Origin of the sequence: Paenibacillus sp. FSL H7-0942 (assembly GCF_045040715.1) — a bacterium.
Lineage (GTDB): Bacteria > Bacillota > Bacilli > Paenibacillales > Paenibacillaceae > Paenibacillus > Paenibacillus amylolyticus.
In genome coordinates this window covers 2,828,538-2,848,136 of record NZ_CP150279.1, presented here as the reverse complement: position 1 = coordinate 2,848,136, position 19,599 = coordinate 2,828,538, and the positions used below count along the sequence as shown (strand labels likewise).

The window sequence follows — 19,599 nt, the reverse complement described above, 5'->3', positions numbered from 1 at the left end:
GCCTTTGCTACCGGATTAAACCCATTCCTTATTACATGTTCGATCTGTCAAAACTATTCAGGTCGAATTATAGTAAATCTCTCCCCAAGTTTGGCATAATCATTACCCGCCAGTCGGCTGACTGGTTTCAAATGATCCATCAGGATATAGCCCTTGTCCGGATTGTAGACTTGTTCGCTGAAATGATACTGTACAATGCGTACCAGCAGCAGGTCACTCACCGGTTTGCCCTCATCATTCGTGATCGGAATGTGCTGATACAGCTCACACTCCATCCGGATGAGTGCTTCCTGAATTCCTGGCACAGCAACCTTGGTACTTGGCACTGTAGTCAGTTTTGTCCGCTCAAGCTCACTTTCGTGGGGTTCCAGTATGGCTGCTGTCTCATTCACTTCTGTTATGATTGCTTCATCACAGATATGCACGACCAGTTCTTGATGAGCAATCACATTACGTGCAGTATCTTTCATGATACCGTCTTTACGTGCAATAGATATGGATAACAGCGGTGGGTCCGAACTAACCACATTAAAGAAACTAAAAGGCGCTGCATTAATTACACCATTCTTATCTGAAAGTGTCGTCACAAAAGCAATTGGGCGTGGTACCACCGAACCACTCATCAGTTTATAGTTGTCTCTTCCCGTTATTTCACGTGGATCCAATGTATACATATGTAAATATCCCCTTCCATGCTCGTGTAACAAGTGTCAATTTCACTTCAGGACACGATAACACACTCATATTTATTATATATCGTAAAATGCTAAATTAACAAAAAAAACTCCCTGGTGCCCACTGCACCAAGGAGTTTGAACATGCCATTTCGTATTGGCTATTTCTTATTTAACGATGCTGTTCTGAATGTCTTCCATAATTTGAAGGTTCGCTTGAACTCCGCTGTACAACCAGCTACTGGACCGGGTGAATTCAAAGACATTACCTGTCTTTACAGCAGGAATGCTCTGCCATACGGCATCTTTCAGCGCTTCTGAGCCTGCTCCCTTGTCACTGTTCACCAGGAATAGATAGTCTGTGTCCATTTCCGCGATCTTCTCCAATGAAATCTCAGACCAGTTACCCGTTGCCTTCGCAGATGCTTCCTTCACAACATTAGGCTCTGCAAGTCCAAGTTCGTTGTACATCACTTCACCACTGGAAACATTGTTGCTTACAACATAAAACTTGTTATTGAACAACCACAACGCTGCGGCCGACTTTGTTCCTCCAGTAACAGCAGTTACTTTTTCTTTGATTTCCTTTGCCTTGGCATCATAATCGTCAAGCGCCTTCTGCGCTACATCCGATTTGTTCAGAAGCTCGCCGATCTTGAGCAGAGCCTGACGCGAGTCCTTGTTGACCTCATCTCCGAGTACATAAGTAGGGGCAATTTTGTTGTACTGTTCGTATTTCTCCCCTTCAACTGTACTTTCAGAACCCATAATAATCAGGTCTGGTGAGAAACTGGCCATGGCTTCAAAAGGTAGATCACTTGCAATACCAGGTATACCATTCAGATCGGTTTGCAGATAATCCTGCAAACCACTGCCGTTGTTGATGGCCCATTGTGCTGCTGGCTTAACACCGAGTGTAACAAGATGGTCTTCCAGATAAGACGCGATGATGCGCTCCGGATTTGCGGGAATTGTTACTTCGTGTCCCATTGCATCTGTTAATGTGCGCTCTGTAGCGGCTTCTGTTTGTGTCTCTGTCTCCGTTGTTGTCTCGCTCTCTCCTGCTGCTCCATTCTCTGCCGTTTTTGTTCCACACGCGACCAACCAGATGGACATAACCATCACCGTCATTAGAAGCATGATCATCTTTTTATTTCTCTTAAACACTTGATATATCCCCTTTCAATTCATTATAAAAACCTTATTCGGCGTTATTGTGACAGATTTCAATGTTCAAAAATATTGAAACTATTATTGATACATATAATATCCGTATGTACATTTGTCCGATTCCATTGACAATGATAATTGTTATCAGTTCAGTTGTCAATTCGATTATGTGGCGAGGCGATCATATAAAATCTTCTTGACGGCATTCACATATAGGCGGATGCCGCCATATGCTGAATGCAGAATACGACGACAGGAAGGATGTTCTGTACATGTATTACGAATATAACCCTTATCTAAGTTATGGAGAAGACCGTTCCTTTCAATTGCCTCCCCTGTTCCCAGGAGGTGGCGGTGGCGGCACACCGGGTGGTCCGACGTTTCCTGGTATCCCTGGCGGTCAAGGCGCCTATCCTCCATACATTCCAGGCGGAGGACCCGGTCCATATATCCCTGGAGGCATTCCAGGTACAATTCCGGGTACAGCACCGGGCGTACCTGCGCAACTGACTCAAGGCAACCTGCCCACCCTACTTAGTGCCTATCCTCGTCCGGTAGGTCAGCCTCCGGCAGAAATGCTTTTTTTGTATAACCTGATCAAAAGCAGCCCGGGTCTGCTTCCGCTCTTCCTCCAGCAACAGCCGCAAAGCCTCACTCAAGCGGTTCAATTTGCACAGACTGGTGCAGCGGCACCTCGAGAGAACGAAGAACGTGCGCTGCCCAACTTTTGCTATAACCGGTGGTCCCTTGTCTTCACATACAATGATGTCTACCTGATGTGGCCTGCAATTAATCTGTTTGGTTTTGTGGTGGGGTACTTCTATCCATTCCTCACGCCAGGTATACTGTCCAATACACAGATTTTGTTTGCGCTCTGCTAAACCTGTCCTTACCTACAGCAAGAGCCCCACTTGGAAGCATAATTCCTTCCAAGTGAGGCTCTTTTTCGTCCTTTTATCCAGATGTACCTTTACATTACTAAGACTCCATAAACGCAAGGTGTACAGAATCAGTACATTTAACTCAACACTTGATCGTTCTGGCGCTTCCCGCCTCTACTGACCATTAGGAAGTAAATCACCAAGGCACCGAGATCAGCACACGCGATAACGATTCCCATTGGCACAGCTGTTCCTTCTCCTCCGAGACCTACGAGGGGAGCGACAATACCACCGAACAGGAACGTCATCACACCAATAAGCGCAGACGCACTGCCAGCCGATTTCTCCTGATTGGCCATCGCCAAAGCGAAGGACGCGGTATTGACCAACCCAACACTGGATACCACCAAAAATAGCGGAATCAGTACAGAGATTAGATTACCTCCAGCCAGAATGGCGATGAGCAATGAAGTTCCTCCGAGCGCCGCGGTTAGCAGCCCCGCGATTAACAGGCGAGTCTCTGATACCTTTCCTGCAAGTCTGCCGGCAATCTGACTGGCCAGAATAATGCCTAACCCGTTAATGGCGAAGCATACACTGAACATTTGCGGGGATACCCCGTATATTTTCTGAAGCACAAACGGTGAACCTGATATGTACGCAAACATGCCAGCAGCTACAAATCCTTGGGTTAACGCATAACCCATAAACTGACGATCCCCCGCGATTTGGCGAAACGTAAGTAATGTCTGCTTCAATCCTCCGCTTGATCTGCGATTGGAAGGCAATGTCTCTCCAAGACCGAAAATGACAGCCAACAGCGTCAGTATACCGATAAGGCTGAGCAAAATAAATACGCCGCGCCACGATGTATATGTCAACAATTGTCCACCAATGATTGGTGCAGCAATCGGGGCTACGCCGTTTATCAGCATTAACAGAGAGAAGAACCGTGTCAGTTCCGGGCCCGAATATACGTCTCTGACGATTGCGCGCGAGATGACAATCCCTGCCGCTCCAGCTACACCTTGAATGAACCGCAGCACAACAAAAGAGCCCATCGTCGGGCTAACCAGGCAAAGTATGGAGGCGATCGTATAGAGCACAAGCCCTGCAATGAGCGGTGTTCGCCGACCACGTACATCACTTAGAGGTCCGGCAAGCAACTGTCCAACCGCAAGTCCAATCATACACGCCGTCAGACTGAGTTGAGCATACGATGTAGATGAACCAAACTCATCAGCCAGCGTGGGCAATGCGGGTAAATACATATCCAGGGACAACGGCCCGAAGGCCGACAATGTCCCCAGAATTAAAGCCATCCGTACACGAGATGTGGAGTTTGTGTTCAATGAGGCTGGTGTACTTTTCATCAAATACTACTCCCCGCTACCCAACAGCTTGAGCAGGTTGGACGGCAGTGTGAACTGTTGATTGTTAATAATAATACGGCGCAGTTCTTCTTCATCCCGCTCGTTATCGGCGTCCTTAATCTCCTGAATTTCCCGGTGAAGTCGCTCCATCTGTTGATCCAGCGCATTTGCCGAATCTGCCGCACTCTTTAACTCTCTCGTCAAATGCTCGGGAACATCCTTATTGTATTTATAAAAAATCTTATGCTCCAGACTCGCCCAGAAATCCATCGCGATTGTACGGATCTGGATCTCCACACATGCTCGTTCCTCACCATTGGACATGTACACAGGCACTTCCACCAGAAGGTGAAGGCTTTGGTAGCCGTTTGGCTTTGGATTCTCGATGTAGTCTTTGACCTCCAGTACACGCAGATCACTCTGGTTGCACAGCATATCCTTAATGCGATAGATATCCGAGATAAAGGAACATGTAATCCGTACCCCGGCGATATCCTTGATATTTTGCTTAATGCTCTCAAACGTTAACTCATGATTTTTGCGGAACATCTTGTTCATAATGCTCTCAGGAGATTTCAGTCTGGACTTTGTATGTTCAATTGGACTGTAATCATGCAAAGACTGGAATTCTTCCTTCAGGACTTCAATCTTGGTCTCCATTTGATCCAGAGCAAATTTATAGATCATCATAAATCTGGTAATTTCATATTTGAATTTCTTGAATTGATCGATTGGATGTGGAGCGTTCATCATGGCTTTCTCCCTTTCTTTCTGCACACTAAAATTAGTTTTATGAATATGAGGACAAGCGGTCAATCCACATGTCTCCTGAACCATTATAAATCATATGGAGCCAATAAACGAATTTCTCACATTTGGGCTGGTGATTCAGCCTGGAAGGTATGGGAACTTATTTTACGCGCATCCTATAGAAGCATCCCTGTCATTTGGCCTGTTATTATTAATAAAAGAGGTGGATTTTCCTGCTCTATCAAGTGACATATTCATCCGATACACTTCGGGTTAAAGCTTATTTATACCTGCCACAAGGTTGCTCATTACCTGATATCACGACATATGAAACTTCTCATCCCGGCTCTGTCTCCTCTGCCTATCCGGAACTCGCTTCCATACATAAGTCTCTACATTTGCAACCGCTCGCCAGCCATTATCCTGCTGCAACAATGCATGATACGGATAACATACCGGAACAGTGGCCAGTTCTGCTCTATTGTCGCGGCGGACTTGGCAGCTATGGCGGGGTAAATACCGTTTGGCTTGAGCAATTTGTACATAAAGGTTATATCGTGTTCGCCCCATCCTATCGTGGCAACGAAGGCGGTGAAGGTCGTGACGAGTATGGCGGAAAAGATGCCGAAGATGTGCATGCCGCTTACCGGTTGATACAGCGTTTACCCTTTGTTGACCCAACTCGCATATCGTTAATGGGGTTCTCCCGTGGAGCCATTAATGCTGTACATACCGCAACTGCCTATAATGAGGGACCGGACAAAGTACATAAGTTAGTTCTTTGGAGCGGTGTCTCCGATGTGGAACGCACTTACCATGAGCGAACCGACCTGAGGCGTACATTGAAACGGGTGCTAGGTGGTTCCCCACGCACGGTTCCAGAAGCTTATCTCGCCCGTTCTCCCTTGTCGAAAGCGAACAAACTATCTTGTCCCGTGCTAATCATGCATGGTACATCAGATACACAAGTGAATTATAGTCACGGAACCCGAATGTATCACTGGCTTAAGCGCCAAGGTGCGGATGTCACATTTCATGCTTATGGCGGGCAGGATCATCATTTTCACGAGAAAATACATCAGTCAGCGGTGAACAATATGTTTGATTGGCTCGCTGCACCTTAAGTCTTTCACTATGAATTTCATTTTGAAGAATCATGCGTTATGGCTGTATACTGGAGGGGCTACGTTTTTCTGAAAGGACGGATAGAATGAATCAAAGCACCCTCCAAAAATACGCTATGCTGCTTCTCTGCATGACTGCCGGAATGGTGGATCTGATCGGATATCTGGGACTCGGGCATGTGCTTACAGCCAATATGACGGGAAATATTGTTTTATTGGGTATTGCCATTGCCCGTGCTCAGGAATTTGTTGTGCTGCGGTCATTGCTTGCTCTCATCGGTTTTATTGCCGGCAATGCCATTGCAGCACATATGGTTGGACCTGTGCAGACCAAAAATGGCTGGTCTTCCAGGGTCACAGCAGTGTTCACTGTTGAAAGCATATTGCTTCTGCTGTTCGCAATCACCATGATTAGTCCATTTTCAGAACAACTGTCCTATCTGTTAATTGTCATCCTTGCCGTTGCAATGGGGATGCAAACAACTGCGGCACGCCGCATTGGCATTGCTGGCATCTCAACAACCGTGCTCACCAATAATTTGGCCGCTGTGGTTGAGGATACCGTAAGCATTCTCAAAAAGCTGCGACATGCCAATATCCGATCGTTAACCAAAGCCTTGTCCACAGATTCCTACCTTCGTGCAGCTGCTGTTGTCATCTATTTGATCGGCGTCATTGCAGCAGCATTGTTATTCCACCGTTTGCCCATGATTGCAGTCTGGATTCCTGTCCTGATCATTGGCGGCATAACCCTATACGCCCGATTACATGCATGGGGAACTTCACAACAAAGCGAAAGTTAATTGCCGAAGAAGCAACCTATTCATTTTTAAGAGGCTGTTCAAAAATCCGCTATAGGATACTGAAAACTGGTCTTTTTGAACACGTATTTTAAGTTATTTTAAGTACATTCACGCTATTTATTTCATCAAAGCAGCTTCTTGGCGGATAAGCTTGACCAGATGCTGTGCAGCAGGTGATAATACCTCCCCGGCTCGTGTACATACGGCAACCGTATTTCTCAGCTGCACACCTCGAACGAACACACGCGCGAGCCTGCCTTGCTGCACATCCTCCTTCACAACCAAAGAAGATATAAAGTTGGCCCCATAACCTGCCTTCACCGCACTAATCGTTTCGTTCAGCCCGTTGAACTGAAGCGCAATGCGGGGAGCGGCCAGGTTATTTGTTGTGCATAGGGAAACGAGTCGCTCACGCGTGGCGCTGCCTTCTTCACGCATGATGAACGGTTCTGCCATCATCTCATGCAGCTCGATTTCTTTGCCCGCATACGGATGGTCAGGGTGCACAACAAACCACATCTCATCGTCAAACAATTCATCCCATTGGACACCTGCATGTGTAATGCCACTTCCACCATACACTGCAATCTCTGCCTCATAACGAAGTAATTGGTCAAAAGCCATCCGGGTGTTGGTTGTGCTCACAACAATCTCCACATCCTCGTGCATTTGCTTAAACCGCGCAATCCAGCCCGGCAACAGAAAATTTGAAGGCAAGTAGGTTGCCGTAAGACGGATCAGTCCTTTCTTGCCCTCCCGAAAATCCTGCACAAAATTCTCGACATCCTGCTCCAGCATGAACAGACGTTCCGCATAACCTGTTAACTGTATCCCCGCATCCGTAAGCACCAGTCTTCTTCCCTCCGAAACAAAAAGCTGGATTCCCAATTCACGTTCAAACTTCTTCACCTGAGAAGATACCGCAGGTTGACTAATATTTAGTTCCTCTGCGGCACGAGTGACCCCGCCATATCTCACGATGGCATGAAATAATCGTAATCCATGCAGATTCATGTGTTACACCTCTTCCACGTCAAATACATAATCTAAATATATATTAACATACATAATATATATTTTATTTATGTATCAAATCCATTTATAGTTGAAATATGAAATCCAATACAAGGAACAAGGGAAGGAACATGTGAACATGAAAAATATAAATACGACCAACCTACAGCATACCTGGACTCAAGTCGACGACTACATGAACGATCTGCTGATTCCATCAGATTCCCTGCTGGAACATACACTGCAAAGCAATGCCGAAGCTGGACTCCCTGCTCATGACGTAACACCGAATCAAGGAAAGTTACTTCAGCTCCTGCTGCAAATCCAAGGTGCATCCCGTGTACTTGAAATCGGCACATTGGGTGGATACAGTACCATCTGGATGGCAAGAGCGCTGCCTGAACACGGACGCATCGTCTCACTGGAATCGGAATCACACCATGCAGACTTGGCCCGAGCCAATCTCACACGAGCAGGACTGATGCACAAGGTTGACCTGAGAGTTGGTCCTGCCCTTACCACCCTTCCCGATGTTCAGGAAGAATACAGGGAACCGTTTGATATGATCTTCATCGATGCTGACAAACCGAGTAATCCCGATTATCTGAGATGGGCCCTGCGACTGACTCGGCCGGGGAGTCTTATTATTGGTGATAATATCGTCAGAGACGGTGAAGTGATCCGCACAGACAGCACAGACCCTAGAGTTCAAGGCGTTCGATCATTCCTGCAGTTGATCGCGGATCACCCTCGACTTGAAGCTACAGCACTGCAAACGGTCGGTAGCAAAGGTTACGATGGATTCGTCATTGCTCGTGTGATTGATGCCCCTGAACCAAAATAAACAGTGGTCAATTCTTCCGCAAATTCCCCTTTCCTGTTAAACTGGAATCACTGCACAGGCAGACTGGGGGGAACCACTTGAGAGTTTTACAACATATAAATGATGAAATTCGCGGCTGGTCCCGCAATATTCAACTGTTTTTCCTGGCTAGCATTCTGTATCAGATCGGAAATGGCATGTTCTCTGTCTTGTACAATCTGTACATTCAGGGTCTGGGCTATAATGATACAATGAACGGCCAGATTGTAAGTATTCAATCACTCGCAACAGCCATTATGTTTGTTCCTATCGGTCTATGCGGTGATCTGTTCAGCCGCAAGCGATTACTCATTACCGGGGCGTTATTCAGCGGAATCTTTCTGATTGGACGCTCCTTCGATTATTCGGCTACAGGACTGATCTGGTTCGCGGTATTCTCTGGCCTTTTCGCTGGGGTGTTCCAAGTACTGGCCATTCCTTATCTGGCGGAAAACGTCAAGAAAAGCCAGCGGCTGAAGATGTTCAGTTATTATTCATCCCTTGTGCTCGCTTCCCAGGTGCTTGGTAGCCTGGGCGGCGGTGTATTCGCAGATTTGTTACATACGGCTGGACTCGCCAAAGTGACCGGATTGCAGACGGTTTTATTTGTCGGGGGTGCAGCAACACTGGCTGCATTTATTCCACTGTTATTTGTAACCGAAGGCAAGGCTGCTCCGCAGACAACCATTCCGGCGCAACCCGTTCTTCAACCCAATGCGGAGCTAAAAGAAAGTTCAACGAATACCCCAAGCACGGTGGATTCGATCACGAAGAAAAAAGATTCCCGACTGATTGGTCAGTTTATAGTGACTCAGTTGTTAATTGGATTAGGTTCTGGACTGGTTGTACCGTATCTGAATCTGTATTTCACCAATCGGTTCTCGGTTTCTCTGAGCGGCATGAGCTTACTGATTGCACTTGGTCAGATTATGACTATTGTATCCATGCTGATTGGTCCTACCTTGGCGGCAAAGGTCGGAAGCGTAAGAGCTGTTGTCATTTTCCAGGTCATGTCGCTGCCCTTCCTTCTATTAACAGGCTTCACCAATCTGTTGTTCATCGCTTCGCTCAGTTTCTTATTCAGACAAGCATTGATGAACGCAGCCAATCCCATTCATTCAGCCATACTGGTGGATCGGATCTCTGACAAACGCCGCGGCATTGCCAATTCACTAATGCAGACCTCGTTCATGATTGGTTGGGCGACCATGGGACCCGTTCAATCCTATCTGGTCACCACGTACGGAACGTATTGGGGTTATGCGATCACTTTCAGCATCACAGGCTGTCTATACGTTATTTCATCACTGATGTACTTTGTAATGTTCAGAGAACCCAAACCTTCCGCTACGGCTCTTGCAGGATCTTAATGAGTTGAACAGTAGCAGTCTGGTTGTTCCGCAGATAACGCAACGTATCTCATCATCAGGAGTGATCACACATGAACATGAATCCTTCATTAAACCTGAATGCATACCTGAATCTCATACCACCTCATTCAACCGGTAGGCTAAACGGATGGAACTGATGCGCAAGCTTGGTTCCCACGTTGTCTTTCGGTTTTTTCTTAGTCTGGGTGTCTCTGTTCTTGGCGGATTGCTGTTCACAATCATTCATACACCGATCCCGTGGTTGCTCGGGCCAATGGTATTTATGCTGCTTGGCTCCCAAGTCGCCAAATGGCCGCTCATGTGGCCTGCCTCCATTCGGGACTATGGCATTCTGATTGTTGGTTATTCGATTGGACTCACCTTAACTAAAGAGGCACTGCACGGCATTTTGCAACAACTTCCCATGATGCTTCTGATGACGTTGCTGTTAATCGGATTGTGTGTAATTACGGCCTACATCGCTTCAAAGGTAACCGACTTTGATTTCCCCTCCCTACTGGTGGGCAGCATTCCAGGAGGACTATCCCAGATGGTGTCCCTTGCAGAAGAGATGAAATCCATCAACTTGACGCTAGTTACCTTTTTGCAGGTGACCCGGCTGATCATGATTGTCTTCTGTGTTCCGTTCCTGCTGTTCAGTCCGTGGATTGGAGGTACCGCAGGTGGAGGTTTGGATCATCCGTTCATTGACGTAGGGACGTGGGGTTCCCTTTTCCCGGAGATTCTTGTCTATGCTCCGCTCTGTGTAGCGGGTGCATGGGTTGCACGCAAACTCCAATTTCCGACGGCCTTTATGCTGGGTCCCATGATTGTCATGTGTGTCGTTCAATTAAGTACATCGATGCACACACCCAGTCTGCCAACCTCCCTCTTAAACGTATCGCAATTGATGATTGGCAGTCACGTTGGATTGATGCTCAAGCCGGAACAGTTGCAACGCAAGACACAGACAGTCACTCTAGCGGTGACTAGTAGTGTACTGCTCATTGTTGGTGCGCTTGGATTGAGTTATCTATTAATGAATGTGTTCTCCCTCTCCGCGGCAACCTCACTACTCAGTATGGCCCCTGGCGGCATGGATCAGATGAGTATCATGGCACATGAAGTGAATGCCGATCTTTCGGTTGTATCCGGGTATCAATTGTTCCGCATCCTGTTTATCTTTTTCATCGTCTCTTCCGTACTGAAGATGATTCTTGTACATATGTTAAAAGAAAAAAAAGCAGAGCCCTCACTTCAATGATCATATTTCGCCCCGATTCCATGACAAAGAGAGTATCCATTTGATGTCACATCCTGCGGATACTCTCTTTTATTTGTACAGACTACTTATGAATAAATTCGGTTGTACATCCAGCCTACAATGCCCACCGTAACCACTGTTGCCCCAATAATAAATGCATAATAGCCAATCTTACTTTTGGACTCCGAAGTCTGATGGTCATAATAATCCGAGTTACGTCGGTAAAACCCCATCCATAACTCTCCGATCATATTCACAACAACCAATACAAAACGTTTAACAAGCCCCATTGTATTCGCATCTCCTCTCTCTGATCAACCTTCTTCCCTATTAAGTATAATTATCCCAATTCATTAAAACAACCTACTCATATTACCTTTGGTGCAGTTTCTTGCTCCAACCAGGTTAGAATATCAAATGCTTCCTGATCGGTGCTACCACACATCTCTTCCTCAGCTTGCAATCCACTGCATACCGCAGGACGATCTTTTTGGCCAAAAATTCCGCAGCGATTATCATCGGTAAGCTGCACACAACGTACACCTGCCGGCTTGCCATGAGCCATGCCCGGTATCGGTGATGATATGGAAATCGCGATACAACATGCGGCACAGCCTGTCCTGCATTCCATACATATTCCCTCCTAATTTTAATACTTATATTACTTACAATACGTGTTCAAAAAGATCGGTTTTCAGTACCAAGAAGATGGGATGAATTCCATCTTCGATACTGATGATGCCATAAGGCATCCTTCGTAATCAAAAGCGGACGTTTTGAACTACCTCTTAATTATGAGCGATTTATCCAGGTCCAGGTTCGAGCCAGCCCCTGAGCAATTCTCCGATTCATGCTTCGATTGGAAAAATACCCCCCATGACTTAGCGGATTCCAACTCATAGCCACGCCGCCAGAGTTCACTTCAATATCTTCTTTGACCGCTTTCTCATAAGCAGGATCAATGGGACGTAACGGATAACCCAGAATATCATCCCGATCGTAGAAGTTCACCCACTCCCCTTCCAGCCCGGCATAATACTGATTCACATGGGAAGAGGGCACCTGAATTGGGCAACTAAAGTCATGGTAACGCAAACTCCATAAGGGCAGGGTTGTACCAAACGAGTAAAAATGGGTCAGCGTGTCGCCCCGCTCCAGAGCCGAGTTCACATCCACAACCTCAGGAACACGACTGGACGGATATTGCAGATCGTAGAAGAAGTTACTGGCGATTACGGCACCCAAACTATGGGCAACCACACAGAGTGGAGCTTCCGGTCCATTACGCTGTGCAAGAGTATGCATAGCCTGATTCAACGTTCGATGTACGGCATCATAGTTATGGCCTTGATTTTCCACCGGTTGATAAGCAACCGCATCAGCCAGGTAATGGATGACAAATCGGCGCAACGCCTGAAAGTTCAATCCCGGAGAGCTGACGAGCTGTTGAAAGAGCGCCTCTTCCCGCTCCTCAAATACATCCGCCCAATATACAGGTTCGATATCCAGCATCTGTTTAGAGGCTCCAGGCAAGACCATCACCTTGTCCAATTCCTTATGCAAACAAGCAATCAGCTTGTCCGCGTACCCATCCTTCCGCATACCCAGCCCATGAATGACCATCACCGCAATACGTGTCATGGCTCTCCTCCTCATCGATCTAGGAACTCTTTCTCCACCATATGAACGCCACGACTCGAACATGCCTGAAGCTTGCTTTGTCAGAAGAACCTTTCCAACCACCATTATTTTAAAAATGTGATTCTTCCATTTTATATACAGTTTACCATGATCGTCATGAAAATAACGACCATACAGCAAAAAGGAGCTGCGCATCACGCAGCCCCTTCTTGTTGTTGTATTCAATTAACCTTTCAGATGAACCTTCAACACACCATTTTGATTAGATGTAACATCACCTGTCGTGACTTCCACCCGTTCAACCATATCCTGACCATCTGGAATGATAATCGGTGTAATCAGCGGGTATCCCGCATCTTCAATTACCTTACGATCAAACTCCAACAGCTTTTGTCCAGCTTTTACATGCTCGCCAGCTTCCACATGCATGTTGAAGCCTTCACCTTTGAGGGATACTGTATTAATCCCGACATGAATCAGAACTTGTAATCCACTCGCGTGTTCAAGAATCACCGCATGTTTACTTTTGATCACATGAGCTACCTGAGCATCAAACGGGGCAACAACAACGTTGCTGGAAGGTTCGATTGCTACACCCTCACCCATCTGTTTCTCGGCAAAAGCCGGATCAGGTACTTGCTCCAGTGACACGGCCTGGCCTGTTAAAGGCGCCATGATTTCCAGTGTATTCACGGCTTCGTCTCCTACTTGAGCTGCACTACGTGTGCGCAGGTTTGGATCTGTTTTTGCAGTTGAAGAGGTAACACCCGAAGCAGACTGCGATGTAGCCGCTTTAGGCTCAGCAACGGTTTCATTGCTTGCACTACGATCTTCTTTTCTCAGTTTGGCTCTGCCAAAAAGGACGGTCAGTACAAACGGTACAACCAAGACAATCGCCATGCCGATGAAGAAAACGCCCCATTTGTCAGGGAAAATCGACAGGAATCCAGGTACACCACCTACACCGATGGAGGTTGCCTGAACATTATTCATCGTCAGCAGCACACCACCAATCGCGGAACCGATCATACCAAAGATAAACGGATAACGGTAACGGATATTCACTCCGAAGATCGCCGGCTCAGTTACCCCGAGGAAGGCCGATACCGAGGACGTTGCCGCAAGTCCTCTCATTTTCTTCTCACGCAGGACAAGCATCATCGCAAGTGCCGCCGAACCCTGTGCGATATTGGACAATGCCAGCATCGGCCACAGGAACGTACCGCCCTGACTACCAATGAGCTGAACATCCACCGCGAGGAACGTGTGATGCATACCGGTGATAACGAGCAAAGCGTACAGACCACCGTAGATCAGACCACCCAGCGCCGCGTATGAATCGTATACATAGATCAAGCCGGATGTAATTGCATTTGCAATGGCAAATGTAACCGGTCCAATAATCGTAAATGCCAGGAATCCGGTAATCAGCAACGTAACTGGTGCAACGACCAGCAGTTTAATTGAATCATGTACCCTTTTGTTCAGGAAAATCTCCATCTTCGCAAGCAGATACGCCGATACCAGTACCGGCAGAACCTGCCCTTGATAACCGATCTTCTCAATCTCCCAACCGAACAGATTCCATGTTGGCACCGTGCCATTATTCACGGCATCAGCGTAACCATATGCACTCAGCAGATCGGGATGTACCAGAATGAGACCCAGCACGATCCCGAGCAGCGGACTGCCGCCGAACCTTTTTACAGCTGCCCAACCAATTAGCGCCGGCAGGAACGTGAAGGCTGTACTTGCGATCGTATTAATAATGGACGCAAGATCCTTCCAGGCTGGATAAACATCCACTAGTGATTTTCCATCAAAGAAAATGCCTGGACCTGTCAGAATATTGTTAATCCCGAGCAAAAGACCTGCCGTAATGATTGCAGGCAAGATCGGAATGAAAATATCCGAGAGTGTTTTGATCGCTCGCTGGATTGGATTTTGCTTTTTACCAGCAACCGCCTTCACATCATCCTTGGAAGAACGATCTCCCCCGGTAATCTGAATCATCTCATCATAGACTTTATCCACCAGACCAGGCCCAATAACGACCTGGAATTGTCCTTGGGAAGAGAACTGTCCTTTAACCAGATCATTCTGATCCAGACTTTCAGTATCCACTTTACTCTCATCATACAAGGCAAACCGGAGTCGTGTAACACAGTGTGTAGCAGCTTCAATATTCTCTTTGCCACCGACTGCCCGGACGATCTCCTCAACCTGTTTTTTATCGATTGCCATAGTGTCACTTCCTATTTATAAAATGTGATTAGTCCTGTTGTGGCACAAGCCACATATAGGATGCATACGGACTGAGAGAGATTTCCTGCGTCAGCGCAGGGGCTGCCTCCGTATTTCCTATGAGTAACTCTGCTGATTTGCCTGCAATGTGATCATTCCAGACCGCTTCCGGAAGCGAGAACGTGACGTCTCGTTTACTGAAGTTGGATACAACAATCAGAGTTTCACTTCCATTGGTCCGTGCGTACGCGAATACATTCGGGTGTGCATCGTCCAATCGTTCATACAGACCGTCAATCAGCACGTTAACCTGTTTACGCAGGGCAATCAATTTGCGGTAGTGATAGTAGATCGAATCTGGATCAGCCAGCTGCTGTTCCACGTGAATGGAAGGATACCGCTCATCCACCTTAAGCCAAGGTGTTCCGCTAGTAAATCCGGCGTTCTTACTTCCATTCCATTGCATCGGTGTCCGAGAGTTGTCCCGGGAACGCTCTTTTACAATGTTGAATGCTTCTTCAGCGGATTTGCCTCGTTCTTCCTGAAGCAAACGGTACATATTCGTTGATTCGATATCGCGGAACTCGCTAACGTCATTCCAGACCGGATTCGGCATGCCGATCTCTTCTCCCTGGTAGACATAAGGCGTACCTTGCATGCCGTGTATCGTTGTTGCAAGCATCTTCGCACTCTCGGCACGATAATCACCATCATCGGCGAATCTGGACAGTGCCCGAGGCTGATCATGGTTATTAAGGAACAGCGCGTTCCAACCTCCACCGGCCTGCATGCCAGTTTGCCACTCACTGAAGAGCTGCTTCATCGCTTCGAAATCATACGGCATCAGTTCCCACTTCTGACCATTCGGATAATCCACTTTCAGGTGATGGAAGTTAAACGTCATCGAAAACTCCCGGGAAGCCGGGTTCGAATATTGGATACAATGTTCCAGTGTTGTGGAGGACATCTCCCCTACAGTCACCATGTTGTGAGGCCCGAATACTTCATCATACATCTCGGTGATGTACTCATGCACACGTGGTCCATCCGTGTAATATTTGCGTCCATCACCCGGTGACACGCTGCCATCATCATCAGGGAACCGCTGGTCTTTGGAGATCAGGTTGATCACGTCCATACGGAAACCATCCACACCTTTTTCGGCCCAGAACTTGATCATATCCCGTACAGCTTTGCGTACTTCTTCATTCTCCCAATTGAGATCTGCCTGCGTTTTATCAAATAAAGTCAGGAAATATTGTCCCGTCTGTTCATCGAACTGCCAAGCAGGCCCACCGAACTTGGATTGCCAGTTGTTTGGCACACCGCCATCCGGAGCAGGATCTTTCCAAATATAATAATCCCGATACGGATTATCCTTGGAAGAACGGGATTGCTGGAACCACTCATGATCGGTCGAGGAGTGATTCACCACGATATCAATCATCAGTTTCATATCACGAGCCTTCAGACCTTCCAGCAGTTCGTCAAAATCCTCCATCGTCCCATAATCCGGATTAATCCGGTAATAGTCCGCTACGTCATATCCATTATCATGCTGCGGAGATACATATACCGGCTGCAACCACACAATATCGATACCCAGATGCTGCAAATAATCAAGCTTCTCGGTTAATCCACGAATATCTCCAGTACCCGATCCGGTTGTATCATTAAAACTCTTCGGATATACCTGATACACCGTTGATGTCTTCCACCAAGATGACGGAGTTGTGTTATTAGAACTCATGTTAACGCCTCCAATAAATTGTAATGCTCTTATGTGATGTTCTCGGCTAACTTCATATCTATATTACATAAGTAAACATGTATATACAAGTTGAAACTATAATATGTATATTCTCCGCCTCTTCTACACATTCCCCATAAATCTTTCCTCTGTAACATTTATTTTGGAACCTGCGTTCGTGAACCCAATGATATCTGTATTGAGACAACAAGAAACCGTCTGTTCTTCCCACCATTGGTGCGGGCAACAGACGGTCTAATTGGGTTGAACTTGGTTGAATTTTTCAAAAACGCTTCTTACGACATCTCCGGTGAAACAACGGCTTTCCCTTGTTTTTCCTGCATATTCAACTTCAATAGAGATAGTGCAGCTTGCTCTTCCCTTTCCAGTTCAGCGGCACTGATCTCACCAGAGAGTACGGCACGCATTCGCTTTTGATCCAGCAGACCTTCCCATTTTGCCACCACAAATGCTGCAACACAGTTGCCCATCAGGTTGGTGAATACACGCATTGTATCCATGAATCGATCTGCACCAAGCAGCAGAGCAACCGCTGCTACCGGAAAAGCATTGACAGCCACTGCCGTTGCGGACAGGGCCAAGAATGCGGAGCCAGGTACTCCTGCCATGCCTTTGGAACTTAACATCAACACCAGTAAAATCGTAATTTGCTGCATCAATGTCAGTTCAATCCCTACGGCCTGAGCAACAAAAACCGTGGCCAAGGATAAATAGATCGAAGCGCCATCCAGATTAAACGAGTACCCTGTCGGCACTACAAGACCCACAACCGCACGATCACAACCCGCCTTGGTTAGTTTGTCCATCATGCGTGGCATCACCACTTCTGATGATCCGGTTCCAATCGCCAGCATCACTTCAGAACGGGTATATTTCACAAATTGCAGGAAATTTACCCCGGTAATCCACCAGGCAGCCAATGCCAACATGACCAAAAACAGCAGTGCTGCGCCGTAACAGGCCAGAATCAGCAGACCAAAGGACGACAATGTGGATGCCCCATAGGCACCTACCGTGTAGGCCATGGCTCCAAATGCACCAATTGGCGCGAGTTTCATGATATAACCGATGATACGGAACACAATGCCGAGCAAGTTCTCAATCAGCGTCAGTACATTCTCTTTTGCCTTACTCTCTGTTGCTGCCAGGGCAACCCCGAACAGACATGCCACGAGCAGTACTTGCAGAAGTGCATTTTGTGCAAAGGCATCTACAACACTTGTCGGAATAATATTCATGATAAAGTCTACCGTATGCGGTAACTCGGAACCATTAGTTTTTGCTTCAATACCGCTTGTATCTATGGTTGAAGGGTCCACGTTCATTCCGGCACCGGGGCGAAGCAGATTGGCTGTTCCCAATCCAAGTACCAGCGCCACTGTAGTTGCAATTTCGAACCACACGATGGCTTTCAGTCCGATGCGACCTACTGACTTCAGATCACCGATCTTGGCAATACCTGTCACAATCACCATGAAAATCAGTGGTGCGATGATCATCTTGATCAATTTGATGAAACCTGTTCCGAGCGGTTGCAGCAGGCTACCCAGATCCGGCCACAGAATGCCTACGCCAATCCCGATGATTACCGCTACAATAATTTGAAAAAATAATGATTTCATAAATGACATGAACGCTCCCCCTGTTTGCGGTCAATTCGGATTTCCGTTTGGTTTCCGTGTAACTTTTTATATCATTCTAAAAGGGAATTCAACAATGGAATTTCAATGTTTTTGTCATTTGTACCAACTCTATTGGTGAAAATTGAACCTGAAACCGAAAAAAGACGAATATCACGTCAGTTATCTTGACGTGATATTCGTCTTTATCCATAAATCCACTTATTATTGAACAGGGGTTAAATGTGCATCACAGGGTAATCGATTCTCCCGGGGCTAGCACACGTCCTTCCAACCCTTTTGCAGCCAGTTGTTGCACGAAGTGTTCTGCATCCTGACGAATTACCGGAAACGTATCATAATGAACCGGAATCGTCAGTTTGGCATTAAACCATTCGGCCGCTTGCAGCGCATCCTCAGGTCCCATGGTGAAATGTCCACCAATCGGCAAGAAAGCTACATCAATATCATGACGATCACCGATCATTTTCATATCCCCGAAGAGACTTGTGTCTCCGGCATGCAAAATCGTTTTACCACCAATATTAATGATATATCCAGCAGGCAAACCTGCATACATGATCCGTTGTTCTTCTTCGAGCACAATCCCGGAAGTATGGAACGCCTGAATCATTTTGGCTTGAGCAAAATCAAGATCTACCGTTCCGCCCATGTTCATGCCGAGTGTATCCAGGCCCTTCCAAGACATATATGTAGCCAATTCCACAATAGCCACAACTTTGGCGTTATTTGCTTTGGCAATAGGTTCAGCATCGAGGATGTGATCCATATGTGCATGTGTCAGCAACACAACATCTGTCTTAATATCTTCAGGCTTCGTGACGGCAAGCTCGTTGCCACGCAGGAAGGGATCAATGATCAGAGACTTTTCTTCTGTGCCCAGCTGTACACTGGAGTGACCGTGGAACGTAATATTCAACAACTTGGATTCCTCCCGACATATGTTTTGATTATTTTGAAAACCACTATTTATTATAAATCATAGCTCTTCACCAACGCAAAATTACGCTAGCCTCCG

Annotated in this window: 18 protein-coding genes; 6 read left to right on the top strand and 12 right to left on the bottom strand. The window is 46.8% G+C overall.

Going from position 1 to position 19,599, the window contains the following annotated elements; genetic code table 11:
- Positions 1-53: 53 nt before the first annotated feature.
- Entirely contained in the window at positions 54-674 is a 621-nt protein-coding gene (locus tag MHI48_RS12985) for a flavin reductase family protein (protein ID WP_036670635.1), read from the bottom strand.
- Between the two features lie 168 nt (positions 675-842).
- A complete protein-coding gene (locus MHI48_RS12980; protein WP_084650154.1) occupies positions 843-1,841 on the bottom strand; it encodes an ABC transporter substrate-binding protein in 999 nt (332 codons plus the stop codon).
- 233 nt (positions 1,842-2,074) lie between these two features.
- On the opposite strand from MHI48_RS12980, the gene MHI48_RS12975 reads away from it, so the two are divergent.
- A complete protein-coding gene (locus MHI48_RS12975; RefSeq protein WP_036670632.1) occupies positions 2,075-2,725 on the top strand; it encodes a hypothetical protein in 651 nt (216 codons plus the stop codon).
- 137 nt (positions 2,726-2,862) lie between these two features.
- Here the strand turns inward: MHI48_RS12975 and MHI48_RS12970 are convergent, their stop codons facing one another.
- Together MHI48_RS12970 and MHI48_RS12965 are read right to left on the bottom strand one after the other, a co-directional pair.
- Positions 2,863-4,098, bottom strand: a complete 1,236-nt coding sequence (locus tag MHI48_RS12970) for a multidrug effflux MFS transporter (protein ID WP_036670630.1) — start codon at positions 4,096-4,098, stop codon at positions 2,863-2,865.
- Positions 4,099-4,104: 6 nt separating this feature from the next.
- Entirely contained in the window at positions 4,105-4,848 is a 744-nt protein-coding gene (locus MHI48_RS12965) for a GTP pyrophosphokinase family protein (RefSeq protein WP_036608962.1), read from the bottom strand.
- A 245-nt stretch (positions 4,849-5,093) separates the two neighbouring features.
- On the opposite strand from MHI48_RS12965, the gene MHI48_RS12960 reads away from it, so the two are divergent.
- The gene (locus MHI48_RS12960; RefSeq protein ID WP_051449714.1) at positions 5,094-5,972 is read left to right on the top strand and encodes a S9 family peptidase; all 879 of its coding nucleotides are present in this window, start codon (positions 5,094-5,096) and stop codon (positions 5,970-5,972) included.
- An 86-nt stretch (positions 5,973-6,058) separates the two neighbouring features.
- The gene (locus MHI48_RS12955; RefSeq protein WP_339784197.1) at positions 6,059-6,775 is read left to right on the top strand and encodes a YoaK family protein; all 717 of its coding nucleotides are present in this window, start codon (positions 6,059-6,061) and stop codon (positions 6,773-6,775) included.
- A gap of 117 nt (positions 6,776-6,892) precedes the next feature.
- On the opposite strand, the gene MHI48_RS12950 is transcribed toward MHI48_RS12955, so the two are convergent.
- A complete protein-coding gene (locus MHI48_RS12950; protein WP_315939655.1) occupies positions 6,893-7,789 on the bottom strand; it encodes a LysR family transcriptional regulator in 897 nt (298 codons plus the stop codon).
- Between the two features lie 139 nt (positions 7,790-7,928).
- On the opposite strand from MHI48_RS12950, the gene MHI48_RS12945 reads away from it, so the two are divergent.
- From MHI48_RS12945 to MHI48_RS12935, 3 genes are all read left to right on the top strand, one after another.
- Entirely contained in the window at positions 7,929-8,633 is a 705-nt protein-coding gene (locus MHI48_RS12945) for an O-methyltransferase (RefSeq protein WP_091034944.1), read from the top strand.
- A gap of 77 nt (positions 8,634-8,710) precedes the next feature.
- Positions 8,711-10,021: an MFS transporter gene (locus MHI48_RS12940; RefSeq protein ID WP_340020149.1), complete on the top strand. Its 1,311-nt coding sequence runs from the start codon at positions 8,711-8,713 to the stop codon at positions 10,019-10,021.
- Positions 10,022-10,169: 148 nt separating this feature from the next.
- A complete protein-coding gene (locus tag MHI48_RS12935; RefSeq protein ID WP_405144204.1) occupies positions 10,170-11,285 on the top strand; it encodes an AbrB family transcriptional regulator in 1,116 nt (371 codons plus the stop codon).
- An 86-nt stretch (positions 11,286-11,371) separates the two neighbouring features.
- Here the strand turns inward: MHI48_RS12935 and MHI48_RS12930 are convergent, their stop codons facing one another.
- The 7 genes from MHI48_RS12930 to MHI48_RS12900 form a co-directional block, all read right to left on the bottom strand.
- A complete protein-coding gene (locus tag MHI48_RS12930) occupies positions 11,372-11,575 on the bottom strand; it encodes a hypothetical protein (protein WP_017688872.1) in 204 nt (67 codons plus the stop codon).
- A 77-nt stretch (positions 11,576-11,652) separates the two neighbouring features.
- Positions 11,653-11,916 carry a YkgJ family cysteine cluster protein gene (locus MHI48_RS12925; RefSeq protein WP_017688873.1) on the bottom strand — a complete coding sequence of 88 codons (264 nt, stop codon included), beginning with the start codon at positions 11,914-11,916 and terminating at the stop codon, positions 11,653-11,655.
- Positions 11,917-12,077: 161 nt separating this feature from the next.
- On the bottom strand, positions 12,078-12,926 hold the full coding sequence (locus MHI48_RS12920) for a chemotaxis protein (protein ID WP_221824917.1): 849 nt from the start codon (positions 12,924-12,926) through the stop codon (positions 12,078-12,080).
- Between the two features lie 225 nt (positions 12,927-13,151).
- Positions 13,152-15,170, bottom strand: coding sequence for a PTS system trehalose-specific EIIBC component (gene treP, locus MHI48_RS12915; protein ID WP_405144202.1), 2,019 nt, complete (start codon positions 15,168-15,170; stop codon positions 13,152-13,154).
- Between the two features lie 28 nt (positions 15,171-15,198).
- Entirely contained in the window at positions 15,199-16,920 is a 1,722-nt protein-coding gene (treC, locus tag MHI48_RS12910; protein ID WP_339187946.1) for an alpha,alpha-phosphotrehalase, read from the bottom strand.
- Positions 16,921-17,216: 296 nt separating this feature from the next.
- Positions 17,217-18,572, bottom strand: coding sequence for a C4-dicarboxylate transporter DctA (gene dctA / locus MHI48_RS12905; RefSeq protein ID WP_405144199.1), 1,356 nt, complete (start codon positions 18,570-18,572; stop codon positions 17,217-17,219).
- A 238-nt stretch (positions 18,573-18,810) separates the two neighbouring features.
- Positions 18,811-19,503: a metal-dependent hydrolase gene (locus tag MHI48_RS12900; protein WP_017688878.1), complete on the bottom strand. Its 693-nt coding sequence runs from the start codon at positions 19,501-19,503 to the stop codon at positions 18,811-18,813.
- Positions 19,504-19,599: the final 96 nt, after the last annotated feature.